The organism is Streptomyces sp. NPDC000983, from assembly GCF_040299205.1.
Classification (GTDB): Bacteria; Actinomycetota; Actinomycetes; order Streptomycetales; family Streptomycetaceae; genus Streptomyces.
Genome location: NZ_JBEPBM010000054.1, coordinates 20,098 through 35,586, shown reverse-complemented (window position 1 = coordinate 35,586; position 15,489 = coordinate 20,098). Strand labels below are relative to the sequence as shown.

The window sequence follows — 15,489 nt, the reverse complement described above, 5'->3', positions numbered from 1 at the left end:
GAGGTGGGCATCGACCTGGGCCTGACGCACTACGCCGTGCTGTCGGATGGGCAGGTGATCGACAATCCCCGCTTCCTGCGGCAGGCCGAGCGCCGCCTCAGGAAGGCGCAGCAGGTGCTGAGCCGGAAGGCGCGGGGGTCGAGGAACCGGGCGAAAGCGCGGCTGAAGGTCGCCCGTGCGCATGCGCGGGTGGCCGATGCGCGCAGGGACTGGTGCCACCAGCAGGCTTGGAGGCTGATCCGCGACAACCAAGCGGTCTACCTCGAGGACCTGTCGGTCTCCGGTCTCGCCCGCACCCGCCTGGCCAAGTCCGTGCACGACGCGGCGTGGGGCATGTTCCGCCGGGTGCTTGAGGAGAAGGCGGCCCGCTACGGCCGGCACGTCGGCGTGGTCTCCCGCTGGCTGCCGTCCTCGCAGACGTGCTCGGTGTGCTGGATGGTGGACGGGCGGAAGCCGCTGCACGTACGCGTCTGGCGGTGCGAGGGCTGCGGGACTGAGCATGATCGTGACCTCAATGCGTCGCGTGTGATCCTCGCCGCCGGGCAGGCGGAGAGACTAAACGCCCCTGGAGGGCCGGTCAGTCCCGGAGTGGAAACCCCACACCGGGCACGGCCCGTTGAACGGGGAACCCACCCGAAGGCCCCGCCGGACACCACCGGCAGCCAGACGGGAACCCCCGCCATTCAGGACGGGGAGGATGTCAAGGTTCTCCATGTGCGGGTTGAGGTGACCGCTCAGCCAGCACTGCGAACTCACCCGACGTGGGTGTCCGGTCGGGGCCGCTCTAGCAGTGCACGGCGGTGAAGGGGACGGACAGGCCGGTGCGTGCCGCGAGGTGGGCGGGCAGACGCACACTCAGAACGAGCCGTCGGTGAGCGCGCCCTGGCTATTGCCCCATAGGCCGCTCATGTTCATCATGTCGTCTGGTCGCTCTCCGCGCCAGTGTCGTAACCGAATTGCGCTTCGAGCAGGCCGCCGACGTCGAGACGGCAACGATCACTGACACCGGGATCACGCTCCACGGCGTCCGGTCTGCCGGAGGGGCCGAGCTGCATACCGGCATCCAGCGGGAGCATCTGCCCCAGGAACCAGGCTTCGTTCACTGGCCCGTGGGAGCGAGGGCCATGACGATCTCCCGGGTGATCGGCAGCCGTCCGTCATGGTGTGGGACGCCGGATCATCGAAGTGGGTTGCGGAAGCGACATGAACGAAGCCGAGCACGTCGTGGACTGGCTGCAGAGGTGGTACTCCGCGCAGTGCGACGAGCACTGGGAGCACGAGTGGGGCGTCAAGATCGACACGCTCGACAACCCTGGCTGGTCCGTCCGCATCGACCTTGAGGAGACCGACCTCGAAGGGCACGACTTCCCCCGCCACGACCTCGCGCGCAGCGATGACGACTGGATCATGGCCTGGACCCTCCGACATGGTCTTCCATGCCGCATGCGGACCAGCCGACCTCACCGAGGCACTCGCCCTCTTCCGGGCGTGGGCGGTGGAGAACGCCCCGACGTCGAAGTAGGCCGGCCCTGCCTCGATGCCCCTGGCCCCCTATGCCGCCCGCCCTGGCGGCATATGCGGTCAGCGGCGCTGGATGCCCCGGGGCATCCAGCACACGATCCCGGAGAAGACCCACAGTCAGGCTGCCCGTCGGCGCAGAGGCTCGCGGCTGAAGGCCACCGGGATTCGACGAAGAGCGGTACGACAAGCGCAACACCACCGAACGGGGCCATCAACAAGCTCACTCACGCCAGAGCCCTCGCCACCAGACACGACAAACGCGGCTACGTCTACCGCGGCACCGCAACCGCCGCGGCGCTGACCATTTGGCTCAGGACGTGAACCAGCGCAAGAACCAGACAGTGGAGTGACCTGCCGAGATCACCACTCGAAAGAAGAGTCATGCCCCGCAGGACGGCGGCTGCTCTACGTCTGGACGCTGTGTGCAGGTCCCATCTTCAGGACTACCGGCGCCGGTCCTCGCCGTTCTCACCCCATACGCGTCGCCGGGCGGCCCGGTTCGAGGCCGAACGCGGTCTTCCCGCCCGGGCGCTCGAGCACGCGGTCCAATGCTGGCGGAGCTTCGTGCGCCGTCCGGGATGGCCGCTCTATCTGCCCGAACCGCACCTGCCCGGCTACGACATCTGGGACGACCGTCTCCTGATAGAGCAAGCCATCGGCGCTCTCGACAGGCGAGCAGCTCGGGAAATCGCGTCGGCCGTCAAAGAAGCCAACGCCAACTTCCTGGCACGCACCCTGCCCGACCCTCACGCTCCCCATGCCTGGCCGTGGTGGCGCCGCAGATGCCACGATCTGGGCGATATCATGCACGTTCCCTCACAGGCGCATGAGCGACCGGACGTTCCTAGGACGACTCCCTTACCACCAGTTCCGTAGGCAGCGTCAACTGCCGTTCGGCGGAGGCGAGTTCGCTGATCTCGTCGAGCAGGATCGCCGCCATCATGCGTCCCAGTTCCTCGACCGGTTGGCGGATCGTGGTCAGTGGCGGGTTGGTGTGGCGGGCGAGGACGGAGTCCTCGAAGCCGACGACGGCGACGTCGCCCGGTACCTGCCGTCCCTGGCGTCGCAGTTCGCTCAGGGCGCTGACGGCCATCAGGTCGGACGCGGCGAAAACGGCGTCCAGGTCGGGCGCGCGTTCAAGAAGCGAACGCATCGCCCGGCGGCCGCCCTCTTCGGTGAAGTCGCCTACCTCTACCAGGAGTTCGTCGGCCTCGATCCCCGCCTCCTCGTGGGCGGCGCGCCAGCCCTCGAGGCGGCTGCGGCCGACGTCCATGTCGAGGGCGCCGGTGATGGTGGCGATGCGGCGTCGGCCGCGGTCCAGCAGGTGCCGTACGGCTTCGGCGGCGCCCCCGGCGTTGTCGGCGGTGACGTAGCTCAGCGGCTCGTTCTCGTCGCGGCGGCCGGCCAGGACCGTGGGCAGGCCCATCTCCTCGAGCATGCCGGGGAGTTGGTCGTGGGCGTGGACGGAGACGAGCAGGACGCCGTCGACCCGGCGGGTGGCCACCGACGCGGCCAGCTGGTCGCGCTCGGACTGGTCGCGGACGAGCATCAGCTGGAGCTGGGTGCGGGTCTCGGAGAGTGCGCCGCTCACGCCGCGGATCAGGGCGGCGAAGTAGGGCTCCGAGCCGAGCCGGCTCTCCGACTCGGGGATGACCAGGGCCACCGCGTTGGTGCGGTTGGTGACCAGTCCGCGGGCGACCGAGTTGGGGACGTAGTCCAGCTCCTTGATCGCGGCCAGGACCCGGGCCCGCGCGTCGGCGCTGACGAGTTCCGAGCCGTTGATGACGCGGGAGACCGTGGTCCGACCCACCCCGGCGCGGGCGGCGACTGTCTTGATCGTGGGGCGGCGGTTCCCTGTCATGTGCTCCTCCCGGCAGCAGCCGCGGCGGTACCGGCCGCGGACGTGACCAGCGGCAATTGTGGCAGACGCGGGGCGGGGGTCGGCACCCGCGCCAAAGTCACGAACCGAACACCGAACCAGGGCTTCTGACGCGAATTGTTTTCAAGTTATTGACATAGCCGATCCCTGCCACGAGTCTTCCATCCACCGGTGGGCACGTTCCCACCCCTCGGTGGGAACGTGCCCACCGACATATCGCCCACCCCGTAGATCGCGGAACCCGCTGCTCCGGTGCGTCAGCGCCGTCGCTTGGAGGAAGAAACATGGCAACTGTTCGAAGGTCATCCCGGACCAGAGCGCTCGCGGCCGTCGCGGCCACCGGCGCGCTGGCGCTCCTCGTCGGCTGCAGCGGCAGCGACGACTCCGTCACCGGCGGCAGCAAGAAGGACGGCAAGGTCGTCATCACCGTGGGCCTGTACGGGGTGATGGGCTTCAAGGAGACGGGCCTGTTCGAGCAGTACGAGAAGGAGAACCCGGGCGTCGAGATCAAGGCAGAGATAGCCGGTGACGAGCAGACGTACTACACCGCGCTGCAGACCCGGCTCGCGGCCGGCAAGGGCCTGAAGGACATCCAGGGCATCGAGATCGGCCGGGCCAAGGAGATCGTCGACACCCAGGCCGACAAGTTCGCGGACTTCTCCGACGTGGCGGGCATCGACCACTTCCTGCCGTGGAAGCAGTCCCAGATCACCACCGAGGACGGCAAGGTCCTGGGCGTCGGCACCGACATCGGCCCGATGGCGGTCTGCTACCGCAAGGACTACTTCGAGAAGGCCGGCCTGCCCACCGACCGCGACGAGGTCGCCAAGCTGTGGGACGGCGACTGGAACAAGTACGTCGAGGTCGGCCGCACCTTCAAGAAGGACTACAAGGGCGGTGACGTGGCGTTCATGGACGCCGCCAGCGGCCTGTTCAACGCCATGGTCTACGGCTACCCCGAGCAGTACTACGACGCGCAGGGCGAGCTGATCTACGACAAGAACCCGGCCGTCAAGGAGGCCTGGAACCTCGCCGCGGACGCCGCCGAGGACGGCCTGAGCGCCAAGCTGCGCCAGTTCCAGCCCGGTTGGGACCCCGGTCTGGCCAACGGCACGTTCGCCACGGCCGTCTGTCCGGCCTGGATGCTCGGCCACATCGGTGAGAAGGCCGGCGAGGCGAACAAGGGCAAGTGGGATGTCGCCAAGGCCCCCAAGGGCGCCAACTGGGGCGGCTCCTTCCTCGGCGTGGTCGAGCAGAGCCCGGTGAAGGAGGAGGCGAAGAAGCTCGCCGCCTGGCTGACCGCGCCGGAGCAGCAGGCGCACATCTTCGAGAAGCAGGGCAGCGTCCCCTCCTCGCAGAAGGCGCTGGAGAGCCCCGAGGTCAAGAACGTGACCTCGGAGTACTTCAGCAACGCCCCGATCGGTGAGATCTTCGGCGCTGCCGCGCAGGAGATCCCGGACAAGCAGGTCCTCGGCCGCAAGGACGGCACGATCAAGGACACCTTCTCCCAGGGCCTGACCCTCATCGAGCAGCAGGGCACCGCGCGCGACAAGGCGTGGGAGACCACCGCGGAGCGCATCGAGAAGGCGGTCGGCTGACCCGTCGACCGCTCCGGCCGCCCGGGCCCGCCCGTCCTCGACGGCGGGCGGGCCCGGGCCCGGCCCACTCATCCGCTCCCAAGGAAGGAAGTCCGGTGGCCACCTCCACCACCAAGGCCCAGGCCGGCGAGGACCGTCGGGGTCCGTCCCCGCGCCCCGGCGGCGAAGGCGCCGGCCGGCGCCGCGGCGCGCTGCTGCACCGCCTCGACGTCAAGGGCGCGCCCTACGCCTTCGTCGCCCCGTTCTTCGTCGTGTTCGCCGCGTTCAGCTTCTACCCCCTCGTCTACACCTCCTGGATCTCCCTGCACCGGGTGGAGCTCGCCACCCTGGACCTCATGGAGTGGGTGGCGTTCGACAACTACGTCGCGCTGTGGAACGACGACCGGTTCTGGAACGCGCTGGCCAACACCGTCACCATCGGCGTCATCTCCACGGTGCCGCAGCTGCTGATGGCGCTCGGCCTGGCGCACCTGCTCAACTACCGGATGCGCGGCTCGCTGTTCTTCCGGGTCGCCTCGCTCGTGCCGTACGCCACCTCGGTCGGCGCGGCCGCCCTGGTGTTCACCATGCTCTTCGAGCGTGACTTCGGCATGATCAACTGGGCGCTCGGCACGGTCGGCCTGGACGCCGTCGACTGGGAGGCCGACAAGTGGCCCGCCCAGATCGCCATCTCCACCATCGTCATCTGGCGCTGGACCGGCTACAACGCGCTGCTCTACCTCGCCGCGATGCAGGCCATCCCCGCGGACCGGTACGAGGCCGCCGCCCTCGACGGCGCCTCCCGCTGGAAGCAGTTCACCCATGTCACCGTGCCCGGGATCCGCTCCACGATCGTCTTCACCATCGTGCTCTCCACCATCGGCGCGACCCAGCTCTTCGGCGAACCGCTGATCTTCGGCCAGGGCCCCAACGGCGTCACCGGCGGAGCCGACAACCAGTACCAGACGCTGGGCCTGCTGCTGTACGAGGAGGGCTGGAAGAACTACCAGATGGGCCGCTCGGCGACCGTCGCCTGGGCGATGTTCCTGCTGCTCGTCGTCGTCTTCGTGGCGCAGCGCCTCTTCAAGTACCTGCGTGCCCGTACGTCCTGACCAGGAGTCGTGATGACCACCGAAAGCCTCCCGGTCCGGACGGACGCCACCGCCCGGACCCCCGCAACCAAGCCCGTCGCCCGCCGCAGCCTGCGGGTGTTCCGGCCCGGCGCAGGCCGCCAGCACCACGCCGGTCCGCTCTCCTACATCCTGCTCGGGATCGTCGCGATCCTGTCGATCTTCCCGCTGTACTGGACGATGGTGGCGGCCTCGACCGACAACACCCGCGTCAGCCAGACACCGCCGCCGTTCCTGCCCGGCCCCAACCTCTTCAGCAACCTCGCCCGCGCCTGGGACGAGGCGGCCATGGGCAAGGCCATGATCAACAGCACCATCGTGGCCGGTGTGATCGCCCTGTCCACCGTGATGTTCGCGACGCTCGCCGGGTTCGCCTTCGCCAAGCTGCGCTTCAAGGGCCGCAACGTCCTGCTCATGCTGGTGATCGGCACGATGATGGTGCCGCCCCAGCTCGGCGTCGTACCGCTGTTCATGATGATGTCCGAGCTGGGCTGGTCGCAGCAGCTGCCCGCCGTCATCTTCCCCACCCTGGTCAGCGCCGTCGGCGTCTTCTTCATGCGCCAGTACCTCACCGAGGCGCTGCCCGACGAGCTGGTCGAGGCCGGCCGGGTGGACGGCGCGCACTCGCTGCGCATCTTCTGGAGCATCGTGCTGCCCGTCGCGCGCCCCGCGATGGCCGTCCTCTTCATGATCACTTTCGTGCACGCCTGGAACGACTTCTTCTGGCCCTTCGTGGTGCTCGACATGAGCAACCCGACGGTCCCCGTCGCGCTCACCCAGCTCAGCGCCGGCTACGTCCGCGACCAGTCCCTGATCATGGCGGGCGCGCTCCTCGGCACGCTCCCGCTGCTGGCGATGTTCATCGTCTTCGGCCGGCAGATCGTCAGCGGCATCATGGCCGGCGCGGTCAAGGGCTGACCCCCACTCCTCCCACTCCCACCGATCCCCCCTCTGTTCCGAAAGGACCCCCGTGGTCACCGCAGCACGACAGCAGACCGCGTCCGCCCCGGACGCCTCCCGCACCTTCCCGAAGGGCTTCCTCTGGGGCACCGCGACCGCCTCCTACCAGATCGAGGGGGCCGCCGCCGAGGACGGCCGCACCCCCTCCATCTGGGACACCTACGCCCGCACCCCGGGCCGGGTCCGCAACGGCGACACCGGTGACATCGCCACCGACCACTACCACCGCTGGCGCGAGGACGTCGCGCTCATGGCCGAACTCGGCGTCGGCGCCTACCGCTTCTCCCTCGCCTGGCCCCGCATCCAGCCCACCGGACGCGGCCCCGCCGTGCAGAAGGGCCTGGACTTCTACCGGCGTCTCGTCGACGACCTCCTCGACAAGGGCATCCAGCCCGTCGCCACCCTCTACCACTGGGACCTGCCCCAGGAACTGGAGGACGCCGGCGGCTGGCCCGAGCGTGCCACCGCCGAACGGTTCGCCGAGTACGCCTCCCTGGCCGCCGAGGCACTGGGCGACCGGGTGCGCACCTGGACCACCCTCAACGAGCCCTGGTGCAGCGCCTTCCTCGGCTACGGCTCAGGAGTCCACGCCCCCGGCCGCACCGACCCGGTCGCCGCCCTGCGCGCCGCCCACCACCTCAACCTCGGTCACGGCATGGCCGTACAGGCGCTGCGCGACCGCCTGCGCGCCGACGCCCAGATCTCGGTGACCCTCAACATCCACCACGTACGCGCGCTCACCGCGACCGAGGCCGACACCGACGCCGCGCGCCGCATCGACGCCCTCGCCAACCGGGTCTTCACCGGCCCGATGCTGCGCGGCGCCTACCCGGAGGACCTGTTCAAGGACACCGCCTCCCTGACCGACTGGTCCTTCGTGCACGACGGCGACCTGCGCACGGCTCACCAGCCGCTGGACTTCCTCGGCGTCAACTACTACTCCCCCACCCTCGTGTCCCAGGCCGACGGCACCGGCACCCACACCTCCGACGGACACGGCAAGAGCGAGTTCACCCCGTGGCCGGGCGCCGACGAGGTCGCCTTCCACCAGTCGCCGGGCGAGACCACCGCCATGGGCTGGGCCATCGACGCCAGCGGGCTGTACGAGCTGCTGCGCCGGCTGTCGTCCGACTTCCCCCGGCTGCCGCTGGTCATCACCGAGAACGGCGCGGCCTTCGACGACTACGCCGACCCCAAGGGCAACGTCAACGACCCGGGCCGGATCGCGTACGTGCGCGATCACCTGGCCGCCGTGCACGACGCCCTGCGCGACGGCTCCGACGTGCGCGGGTACTTCCTGTGGTCGCTGCTGGACAACTTCGAGTGGGCGCACGGCTACAGCAAGCGCTTCGGCGCCGTCTACGTGGACTACCCGACCGGGCGGCGCATCCCCAAGGCCAGCGCCCGCTGGTACTCCCAGGTGGCGCGCACCGGAGTCCTGCCCGGCGCCTGACCCACGCCCGGCGCGGCGCCCTCCAGCCCGCCCCGCACGGGTGCCGCGTCCCGCAGCCCGTCATGCGGCCCGGATGTCCGGGCCGCATGACGGGCTCGCGTGTGTCACTCCCCGGGGTAGTGCACCCCGGTGCGGTCGCGCACCCGGTCCAGGGTGTCCATCACGGCGAGGGTGTGAGCCAGGGGCAGCAGCGGTGACTGAGTCAGGCCCGCCCGCAGACAGCGCATCACCTCCCGGGCCTGGTGCCCGTAGCCGTTTCCCTCCTGCGGCGCGGCGGTCACGGTCTGCGGCTCGTGGCCCTCGCGATGCAGGACGAAGGAGCGGGGGTTGTAGAAGTCGGCCGGTATGACGATCCGGCCGGCGGTGCCGTACACCGTCGCTCGGCGCTCGTCCAGCGCGAGCAGCCCGCACGTCAGTACGGCCATCGCGCCGTCCCGGTAGCCCAGCAGGATGCCCGTCTGCTCGTCGACACCGCGCGGTGACAGCCCCGCGTGGGCGGAGACCGTCTCGGGAGCGCCGAGGATCAGGTGGGCGAAGGAGACCGGGTAGGTACCCAGGTCCAGCAGGGCGCCGCCGCCCGCCGCGGGGTCCCACAGGCGGTGGTCCTCGGGCGCGTCCACGCGGGAGCCGAAGTCGGCGTGCAGCGCGCGGACCTCACCGATGGCACCCTCGCCCACCAGCTCCGCGATGCGCAGGACGACCGGGTTGAGGCAGGTCCACATCGCCTCCATCACGAACAGGCCCTGCTTCTGGGCCAGTTCGGCCAGCCCTCGGGCCTGATCGCCGCTGAGCGCGAAGGGCTTCTCGACCAGCACCGGCTTGCCCGCCTCCAGACAGGCCGTCGCGGCGGCGACATGCTGGGCGTGCGGGGTGGCGACGTAGACGACGTCGACCTCCGGGTCCGCGGCCAGCTCCCCCCAGCTGCCGTGGGCGCGGGGGATGCCGAAGCGGTCCGCGAACGCCTGCGCGGACCCGGCCGACCGGGACCCGACCGCGGTGACCCGGGCGTCCGGCAACAGCAGCAGATCCTCGGTGAAGGCGGCGGCCATGCCGCCGGTCGCCAGGACACCCCAACGGACGGGCTGTTCGCTCACGTGCTTCTCCTGTTCAGCGGTGCTCGCGGTACACCCCGCACTCTATGGGCACGTTCCCACCTGCGGGGTGGCGCGGTCGTACGGTGGAGCGTTTGGGCTGCTTTGCCGAAGGGAGCCAGGGCAGGGCGGTCGCCTGTCCGGCCCCGGCGTCGGCTGATCGACGGCTTACGGTTTCGGGTACGGACTGGTGTTCCGTGGCGGGACGTGCCCGTCGAGCAGCGAGGTCTTGATCATTGCGAGACCCCATGTGAACAGGGCTTTCACACCAAGGGCCTCGATCGCTCGCTGATGTGCTCACGGGTGGCGTCGGTCGCGGCCGTGGAACGTGTCCGACCATGCGCGGTCGCTCATCGGGGCCTTGCTGCCCGAGCCACTGACACCTGCTCGCTGCTCACCCCGTCGCTTCCGCGGCAACGCCTCGCTGCGGCCGGGTCCGTGTGCCCCAGCGGGCGAGGGAGGGGCCGGCAGCGCCCAGTGCCGCGAAGAACACCGCGAGCAGCAGCCAGCCCGTCGTGCCCAGGCCGAGAACCACCGTGGTGAGGATCGCGGGGGCGAGAGCCTGGCCCGCGCCGAAGCCGAGACCGAGGACACCTTGGTACTGGCCCTGGGCGTGGTCGGGGGCGAGACCGAAGCCCAGGGCGAAGCCTGCCGACGACTCCCAGACCTCTCCGAGGCTGTGGACGAAGATGGCGGCCAGGACCAGTCCTGCCGCGGCCCAGACCGGGGCGTACGCCGCCAGCGCCATCATCGGGCAGCTGACCAGGAAGAGCAGCCCCGCCGTGCGAAACGCCCGACCGCCGTCGTACGGGGTCTCGATGCGCGACCCGATCCTGGTCTGCATCAGCACGCAGCAGAGGGAGTTGACGGCGAACAGCGCGGCCACCGTCCAGCGCGGCGATTCGGTGTGCTCGGAGATCCAGATCGGCAGCAGCAGGGAGACCACCGGGTACTGCAGTCCCATGGCCCCGTGGAGGGCGGTGAACGCCAGGAAGGGACGATCGGTGAGGGCGAGCCGGCGGCGCTGTCGCGGCGGTGCCGCCAGTACCGGATAGCGGGGCAGCAGGAGCAGGAGCAGCGCGCACAGGGCGAAGCTCGCCGCGTTGCCGAGGATCAGCGTGACGTACGCGCCGCGGGTGTCCACGGCCAGCGCCAGCCCCGCACCCACCGTTCCCAGGACGACGCCCAGGTTGACGAACGTACGCAGCTTCGCCCGGAACAGCGCCGGGCGCTCACCCCCGACCCGGACCACCAGAGCACCCCACGCCGCCCCGCCGACCGCCGCGGCGATCTGGTCGACCGTCGCGATGACCGTGAGCGCGGCCCAGCTGTCGACGAGGACGAGAGCCGCCATCGAAGCCGCCTGGACCGCGAGGGCCGCCATCATGATCCTGCGCGCCCCGCGTCGGTCGGCCAGCTGCCCGCCCGGTATCCCCGCGCACAGGCCGATCAACCCGGCGGTGGTGAGCGCGGCACCGACCTGCACCGCGGGCAGGCCCACGACCAGCGTGAAGTAGAGCGCCGACGCCGCGTTGAACAGACCGTTGCCGACTCGGTTCACGAAACTGGCGGCGATCAGCACGCGCTCCGGCCCGGTGGCCCCCGCCGCCCGGCCTATTCGACCCGCCAAGTCGCCCTTGATCATGGACGGCAGGCTAACAGCGGCCGTCGATCCGGCTGGTGGCACGCCGGGACGGCGGGCTCTGCCAGGAAGTGATCTTTGAAGACAGGTGGCCGTGCCCGCACAATCGCGGCATGACCCCTACAGTCGAAGCGGCCTGGCACAAGATTCTCACCACGGCCGACGAACGTCACCGAACGGAAACGTCGCCGCTCGCCGCTCCGTTCGCCGAGTTGGTGCTGGTGGCGCAGGCCGAGCCGCTACTCCGTCAGCTCTACCCCTGGACCGGTATGTGGGAGCTGCACTTCAGCAGGTGCACGGAGGTCCGCCACACCTGGGACATCCCCTACATCGGCACTCTGGACGGCCGGTACTACGTCGAGGGGCCGAGCCGAACCAGCCCGCGGATCGCCGAGACGGACAGCGCGCGAGCCGCAGTGGCGATGGTCGTCGACCGCCTGCCTCCCGGCTGCGGGCCCGCTTTCATCGGCAGTGCGGAGGAACTGGCCGCCTACGAGAGGGAACGGGACGGCAGGTAGAAGGGGCCGCCGGTCGGATACGTCGTCCAGGACTCCTTGCTCATGGCGGTGGAGGTCGTCTCACCTCTTCTTGACGCCCTCGTTCCAGATCAGCTTGGCGATGTTCGGTTTCACGGCCGTGGTGATGACGCCCATGGCCGTGCGGACGTACCGCCGCTCGTCGAGTTCGCGCAGCATGCTCGCGGCGAGGTCGGCGCGGGCGGTGAAGACGCCGTCGGCGCTGGTCTCGGCGGTGTGGAAGGCCGTGACGACGGGGTGTTCGAAGAGGCCCGAGGGTCGCACGAGGGTCCAGTCGAGGTCCGTCCGGCGGATCGTCGCCTCCATGCGGCGCATGTCCTCGTGGAGGGTGCGGCCGAGGCGTCGGTTCACCAGCGGGTCGAGGACGTGGTTGAAGAAGTGCGCGCCGGTGGGCCGCCATCCGGGGTCGGCGATGCTGGAGCTGACGGCGAGCAGGCGCTTGACGCCGTGGCGGGCCATGGCCCCGGTGATGGCCGTGGCGCTCGCCGAGTAGGTGGTGATGGTCTCCTTGCTGAAGCGGGCGCCCAGCGCGGACAGGACGGCGTCCGTCCCGCCGATCGCGGCGGCGACGGCCTCCGGGTCGGTGGCGTCGGCGACGGCCACGTCGAGGCCGGGCCGCTCGGCGAGGGAGCCGGCGCGGCGGGTCACGGCGACGACCTCGTGGCCGGCCGCGAGAGCCTGGTCGGTGAGGTGGCGTCCGGTCGGTCCGTTGGCGCCGAAGACTGCGATACGCATGGCGTCGGGTCATCCCTTCGTGCGGTTCCTGGAACGCCCTTGACTGTGCCGATCATGAAAGGCGAGGCTCAAGGCCGATGAATAACGCCGCCCGTACGCCCGCCCGCCCCCGGGGCCGCCCCCGCGGCAAGCCGCCGACCCGTGAGTCGATCGTCTCGGCGGCCCGCGCGCTGTTCCTGGAACGCGGCTACCGGCGTACCACGGTGCGCGCGGTGGCCGAGGCCGCCGGGGTCGACCCGGCGCTGATCGCGTACCACTTCGGCTCGAAGAAGGGCCTGTTCGCGGACGTCATGCAGGTCCAGTGCGCCAACGCGCTGGCCGTGGAGGAGGTCCTCGGCGGCGATCCGGCCACTCTCCCCGACCGGCTGATCGACGCGGTGACAAACCTGTGGGAGGACGCCGACTTCCGTCAGCTCACCGGCCGGGGTGACGAAGCCTCCGCAGTACTCCGCGAGTACCTGGAGCACGAGTTGCTGGTCCGGCTTGTTGAATTTCTCGGCGGTCGGGACGCGACCGCCCGCGCCACGGCCGTGGTGACGATCCTCGGCGGCCTCATCTACACCCGCTACCTCAACCCCCTGCCCACGCCCGCCGCTCTCACCGTGTCCGAGACCCGCCACGTCCTCACCCCGGCGCTGCGCGCGGCACTGGCCCCGAGGCCGCGCAGGGCGGCACCCGGCAGAGCGGGCAGTCGGGGCTGACCGGACCGCCGGTCACCCATCGGTACGGGGTGTCGGACAGAACAGCGTGAGGGAACTCAGCGGCCGGGCAGGCGGAAGCCGGTGAAGAGGTCGTCCAAGCCGCGTCGGGCCAGGCGGTCGGGGACGGCGCGGACCGCGAGATCCCGGGCGGCCGCCGCCAGCGGGTTGCGTACGGCGCCCAGGCGCCCGACCCGGCGGGCCCGCAGGCGCACGGCGTCGGTACGGGCCCGGCGGGCGGCCGTGTACGCGGCGAGGGCGGACGGGACTCGGTCCGCGGCGGCGCCGGGGGAATCCGCCGCGGGCAGCAGGTGGGCCAGGACCACCGCGTCCTCGATGGCCTGGCAGCCGCCCTGGCCGAGGTTGGGGGCCATGGCGTGAGCAGCGTCGCCGAGCCAGGCGATCCGGCCGTGGTGCAGGGCGGGCAGGGGCGCTGCCAGATCGTGGAGGTCGTTGTGCAGGACGTCGGCCGCGTCCAGGCGGCCCACGCGTTCGAGCAGGGCGGGGATCGGGTCGTGCCAGGAGCCGAACCGGCGGCGCAGTTCGGCGCGCGGGTCGGCCCAGCGGGTGCCGGCCGGGACGACCGCGGTGGCGTAGAGGTAGAGCCGGCCGTCGGACAGCGGGGTGATGCCGAACCGCTCTCCCCGGCCCCAGGTCTCGCTCATGGCCGCCACTCCCGGCTCGGGGGCGTCCACCATGCACCGCCAGGCGGTCTCGCCGATGTAGTGCAGGCCGGGGTGGGTGGGGAAGTACGCACGGCGCAGCGGGCTGTGGATGCCGTCGGCGGCGACCACCAGATCGGCGGGCAGGTCGGGGCCGCCAGCCGTACGGACCACCGGGCGGTCCCCGGCGTCGTCCACTCCGGTCACTTCCGTGCCGTGGCGCAGGGCGCCCGGCGGCAGGGCGGCGGCGATGGCGGCGGTGAAGGCCGGGCGGGCAACGGCGATCGGGGGTATGCCGTACCGCTCCGCCATACCCGCGGTGGTCTCCCGCACCAGCCAGGTACCGTCACTGCGGCGCAACCCCATCGTGGCGGGCACGGCCTTGCCGGCGGCGTAGGCGGCGTCCAGACCGATGGCGTCGAGGGCGCGCAGGGCGTTCGGGGCGAGACCGATGCCGGCGCCGGTGGCGGGAGGTTGCGGGGCACGCTCGCAGACGGTGACACGCCAGCCTCGGCGGTGCAGGGCAACTGCCGCGGTCAGTCCGCCGATTCCGGCCCCGACCACCACCGCATGACATTGACGCACGGCACACCTTCCGGTCGTGGTGGGCGCCGGGCAGCTGCGGCACCGCCCCCACACGCTACACAGCCCGGCGGCGGGCGGCCCACGGCGATCCAACATCGTGGCCGCACCCGGGTCCGGCACCGCCCGCGACCGCATCATCCGCACCGGCCACCACCGCAGCCTCGGCTTCCCTCTCGTGGTCCGTGCACGATGCGGGGCCCGGCGAACTCCGGTCGCCCGCGCGGTATCCGGCGGTGCCGGGGTAGCGTTCCTGGTATGGATCTTCACACCGTCGTTGAGCGCGCTCAACGCCTCAAGCAGCTGCACGCCCAGTACCAGCCGCTCGTACTGCCGACCGTCTGGGACGTGTGGTCCGCCCGCACCGCAGCGGCCGCCGGGTTCCCCGCGCTGACGATCGGCAGCCATCCCCTGGCGGACTCCCGCGGGGCCGACGACCACGAGGGGCAGACCTTCGAGGAGGTCATCGCCGCCGTCAAGCCGATCGTCGCGGCGGTCGACGTGCCCGTGTCCGTGGACCTGGAGGCCGGGTACGGACAGGAGCCCGCCGACATCGTCGCCGGGCTCGTCGAAGCCGGCGCCGCCGGCCTCAACATCGAGGACACCGTCCACTCCGAGGGCGGCCGCGTGCGCAGCACCCGGGAGCACGCCGCCTTCGTGGGCGGCCTGCGCACGGCGGCCGACGACGCGGGGGTCCCGCTCTGGGTGAACGGGCGCACCGATCTCTTCCTGCACGCGAAGGACGCCGCCGGTGTCCTCAACGAGGCGATCGAGCGGCTGCGGGCCCTGGAACAGGCCGGTGCCGACAGCGTTTACCCGGTGGGCATCCAGGACGACGACGAGCTGCTCGCTGCCGTGATCGGCGCCGTCGGTGTTCCCGTGAACTCCACCGCGCATCCCGTCAAGCACGACCTCGAGCGGTTCCGCCGTCTTGGCGTCGGCCGGGTCACCTACGGCCCGCTGCTGCAGTTCGCCCTGGCGGACGCGATGACGGACATGCTCAAGCCCTGGGCGCCCTGAGCA

General features: G+C 70.9%; 15 protein-coding genes. 9 read left to right on the top strand and 6 right to left on the bottom strand.

Going from position 1 to position 15,489, the window contains the following annotated elements; all coding sequences use genetic code 11:
- Positions 1-804: RNA-guided endonuclease InsQ/TnpB family protein (locus tag ABT296_RS34920; RefSeq protein ID WP_351933531.1), on the top strand; the 804-nt coding region annotated here is incomplete at its 5' end.
- Positions 805-914: 110 nt separating this feature from the next.
- On the opposite strand, the gene ABT296_RS34915 is transcribed toward ABT296_RS34920, so the two are convergent.
- On the bottom strand, positions 915-1,103 hold the full coding sequence (locus tag ABT296_RS34915) for a hypothetical protein (RefSeq protein ID WP_351933529.1): 189 nt from the start codon (positions 1,101-1,103) through the stop codon (positions 915-917).
- A gap of 100 nt (positions 1,104-1,203) precedes the next feature.
- On the opposite strand from ABT296_RS34915, the gene ABT296_RS34910 reads away from it, so the two are divergent.
- Positions 1,204-1,842, top strand: a complete 639-nt coding sequence (locus ABT296_RS34910; RefSeq protein ID WP_351933527.1) for an immunity 53 family protein — start codon at positions 1,204-1,206, stop codon at positions 1,840-1,842.
- A 523-nt stretch (positions 1,843-2,365) separates the two neighbouring features.
- Here the strand turns inward: ABT296_RS34910 and ABT296_RS34905 are convergent.
- Complete coding sequence (locus ABT296_RS34905) at positions 2,366-3,382, bottom strand: LacI family DNA-binding transcriptional regulator (protein ID WP_351933525.1); 1,017 nt, start codon at positions 3,380-3,382, stop codon at positions 2,366-2,368.
- A 302-nt stretch (positions 3,383-3,684) separates the two neighbouring features.
- Here ABT296_RS34905 and ABT296_RS34900 point away from each other — a divergent pair, with 302 nt between their 5' ends.
- The 4 genes from ABT296_RS34900 (at position 3,685) to ABT296_RS34885 (ending at position 8,520) form a co-directional block, all read left to right on the top strand.
- Positions 3,685-4,998 (top strand): ABC transporter substrate-binding protein, encoded by a 1,314-nt coding sequence (locus tag ABT296_RS34900; RefSeq protein ID WP_351933523.1) that lies wholly within the window; start codon positions 3,685-3,687, stop codon positions 4,996-4,998.
- Between the two features lie 95 nt (positions 4,999-5,093).
- Positions 5,094-6,089 carry a carbohydrate ABC transporter permease gene (locus tag ABT296_RS34895; RefSeq protein WP_351933521.1) on the top strand — a complete coding sequence of 332 codons (996 nt, stop codon included), beginning with the start codon at positions 5,094-5,096 and terminating at the stop codon, positions 6,087-6,089.
- 12 nt (positions 6,090-6,101) lie between these two features.
- The gene (locus tag ABT296_RS34890) at positions 6,102-7,025 is read left to right on the top strand and encodes a carbohydrate ABC transporter permease (RefSeq protein ID WP_351933519.1); all 924 of its coding nucleotides are present in this window, start codon (positions 6,102-6,104) and stop codon (positions 7,023-7,025) included.
- Positions 7,026-7,077: 52 nt separating this feature from the next.
- Positions 7,078-8,520 carry a GH1 family beta-glucosidase gene (locus tag ABT296_RS34885; protein WP_351933517.1) on the top strand — a complete coding sequence of 481 codons (1,443 nt, stop codon included), beginning with the start codon at positions 7,078-7,080 and terminating at the stop codon, positions 8,518-8,520.
- A gap of 104 nt (positions 8,521-8,624) precedes the next feature.
- Here the strand turns inward: ABT296_RS34885 and ABT296_RS34880 are convergent, their stop codons facing one another.
- Positions 8,625-9,614, bottom strand: a complete 990-nt coding sequence (locus ABT296_RS34880; RefSeq protein WP_502977400.1) for a Gfo/Idh/MocA family protein — start codon at positions 9,612-9,614, stop codon at positions 8,625-8,627.
- A 391-nt stretch (positions 9,615-10,005) separates the two neighbouring features.
- Positions 10,006-11,256 carry an MFS transporter gene (locus tag ABT296_RS34875; RefSeq protein ID WP_351933515.1) on the bottom strand — a complete coding sequence of 417 codons (1,251 nt, stop codon included), beginning with the start codon at positions 11,254-11,256 and terminating at the stop codon, positions 10,006-10,008.
- 110 nt (positions 11,257-11,366) lie between these two features.
- On the opposite strand from ABT296_RS34875, the gene ABT296_RS34870 reads away from it, so the two are divergent.
- Positions 11,367-11,771, top strand: a complete 405-nt coding sequence (locus ABT296_RS34870; protein WP_351933513.1) for a DUF6193 family natural product biosynthesis protein — start codon at positions 11,367-11,369, stop codon at positions 11,769-11,771.
- Between the two features lie 60 nt (positions 11,772-11,831).
- On the opposite strand, the gene ABT296_RS34865 is transcribed toward ABT296_RS34870, so the two are convergent.
- A complete protein-coding gene (locus ABT296_RS34865; protein ID WP_351933511.1) occupies positions 11,832-12,524 on the bottom strand; it encodes an NAD(P)-dependent oxidoreductase in 693 nt (230 codons plus the stop codon).
- Between the two features lie 77 nt (positions 12,525-12,601).
- Here ABT296_RS34865 and ABT296_RS34860 point away from each other — a divergent pair, with 77 nt between their 5' ends.
- Positions 12,602-13,225 (top strand): TetR/AcrR family transcriptional regulator, encoded by a 624-nt coding sequence (locus ABT296_RS34860; RefSeq protein ID WP_351933509.1) that lies wholly within the window; start codon positions 12,602-12,604, stop codon positions 13,223-13,225.
- A 56-nt stretch (positions 13,226-13,281) separates the two neighbouring features.
- On the opposite strand, the gene ABT296_RS34855 is transcribed toward ABT296_RS34860, so the two are convergent.
- Positions 13,282-14,469, bottom strand: a complete 1,188-nt coding sequence (locus tag ABT296_RS34855; RefSeq protein WP_351933507.1) for an FAD-dependent oxidoreductase — start codon at positions 14,467-14,469, stop codon at positions 13,282-13,284.
- A 255-nt stretch (positions 14,470-14,724) separates the two neighbouring features.
- On the opposite strand from ABT296_RS34855, the gene ABT296_RS34850 reads away from it, so the two are divergent.
- Complete coding sequence (locus tag ABT296_RS34850; RefSeq protein WP_351933505.1) at positions 14,725-15,486, top strand: isocitrate lyase/PEP mutase family protein; 762 nt, start codon at positions 14,725-14,727, stop codon at positions 15,484-15,486.
- Positions 15,487-15,489: the final 3 nt, after the last annotated feature.

What these genes read in the sequence shown, in the direction of transcription:
- ABT296_RS34910 (WP_351933527.1), top strand. Translation starts at nt 1,204, where the DNA reads ATGAACGAAGCCGAGCACGTCGTGGACTGGCTGCAGAGGTGGTACTCC.
- ABT296_RS34905 (WP_351933525.1), bottom strand. Translation starts at nt 3,382, where the DNA reads ATGACAGGGAACCGCCGCCCCACGATCAAGACAGTCGCCGCCCGCGCC.
- ABT296_RS34900 (WP_351933523.1), top strand. Translation starts at nt 3,685, where the DNA reads ATGGCAACTGTTCGAAGGTCATCCCGGACCAGAGCGCTCGCGGCCGTC.
- ABT296_RS34890 (WP_351933519.1), top strand. Translation starts at nt 6,102, where the DNA reads ATGACCACCGAAAGCCTCCCGGTCCGGACGGACGCCACCGCCCGGACC.
- ABT296_RS34875 (WP_351933515.1), bottom strand. Translation starts at nt 11,256, where the DNA reads ATGATCAAGGGCGACTTGGCGGGTCGAATAGGCCGGGCGGCGGGGGCC.
- ABT296_RS34870 (WP_351933513.1), top strand. Translation starts at nt 11,367, where the DNA reads ATGACCCCTACAGTCGAAGCGGCCTGGCACAAGATTCTCACCACGGCC.
- ABT296_RS34865 (WP_351933511.1), bottom strand. Translation starts at nt 12,524, where the DNA reads ATGCGTATCGCAGTCTTCGGCGCCAACGGACCGACCGGACGCCACCTC.
- ABT296_RS34860 (WP_351933509.1), top strand. Translation starts at nt 12,602, where the DNA reads ATGAATAACGCCGCCCGTACGCCCGCCCGCCCCCGGGGCCGCCCCCGC.
- ABT296_RS34850 (WP_351933505.1), top strand. Translation starts at nt 14,725, where the DNA reads ATGGATCTTCACACCGTCGTTGAGCGCGCTCAACGCCTCAAGCAGCTG.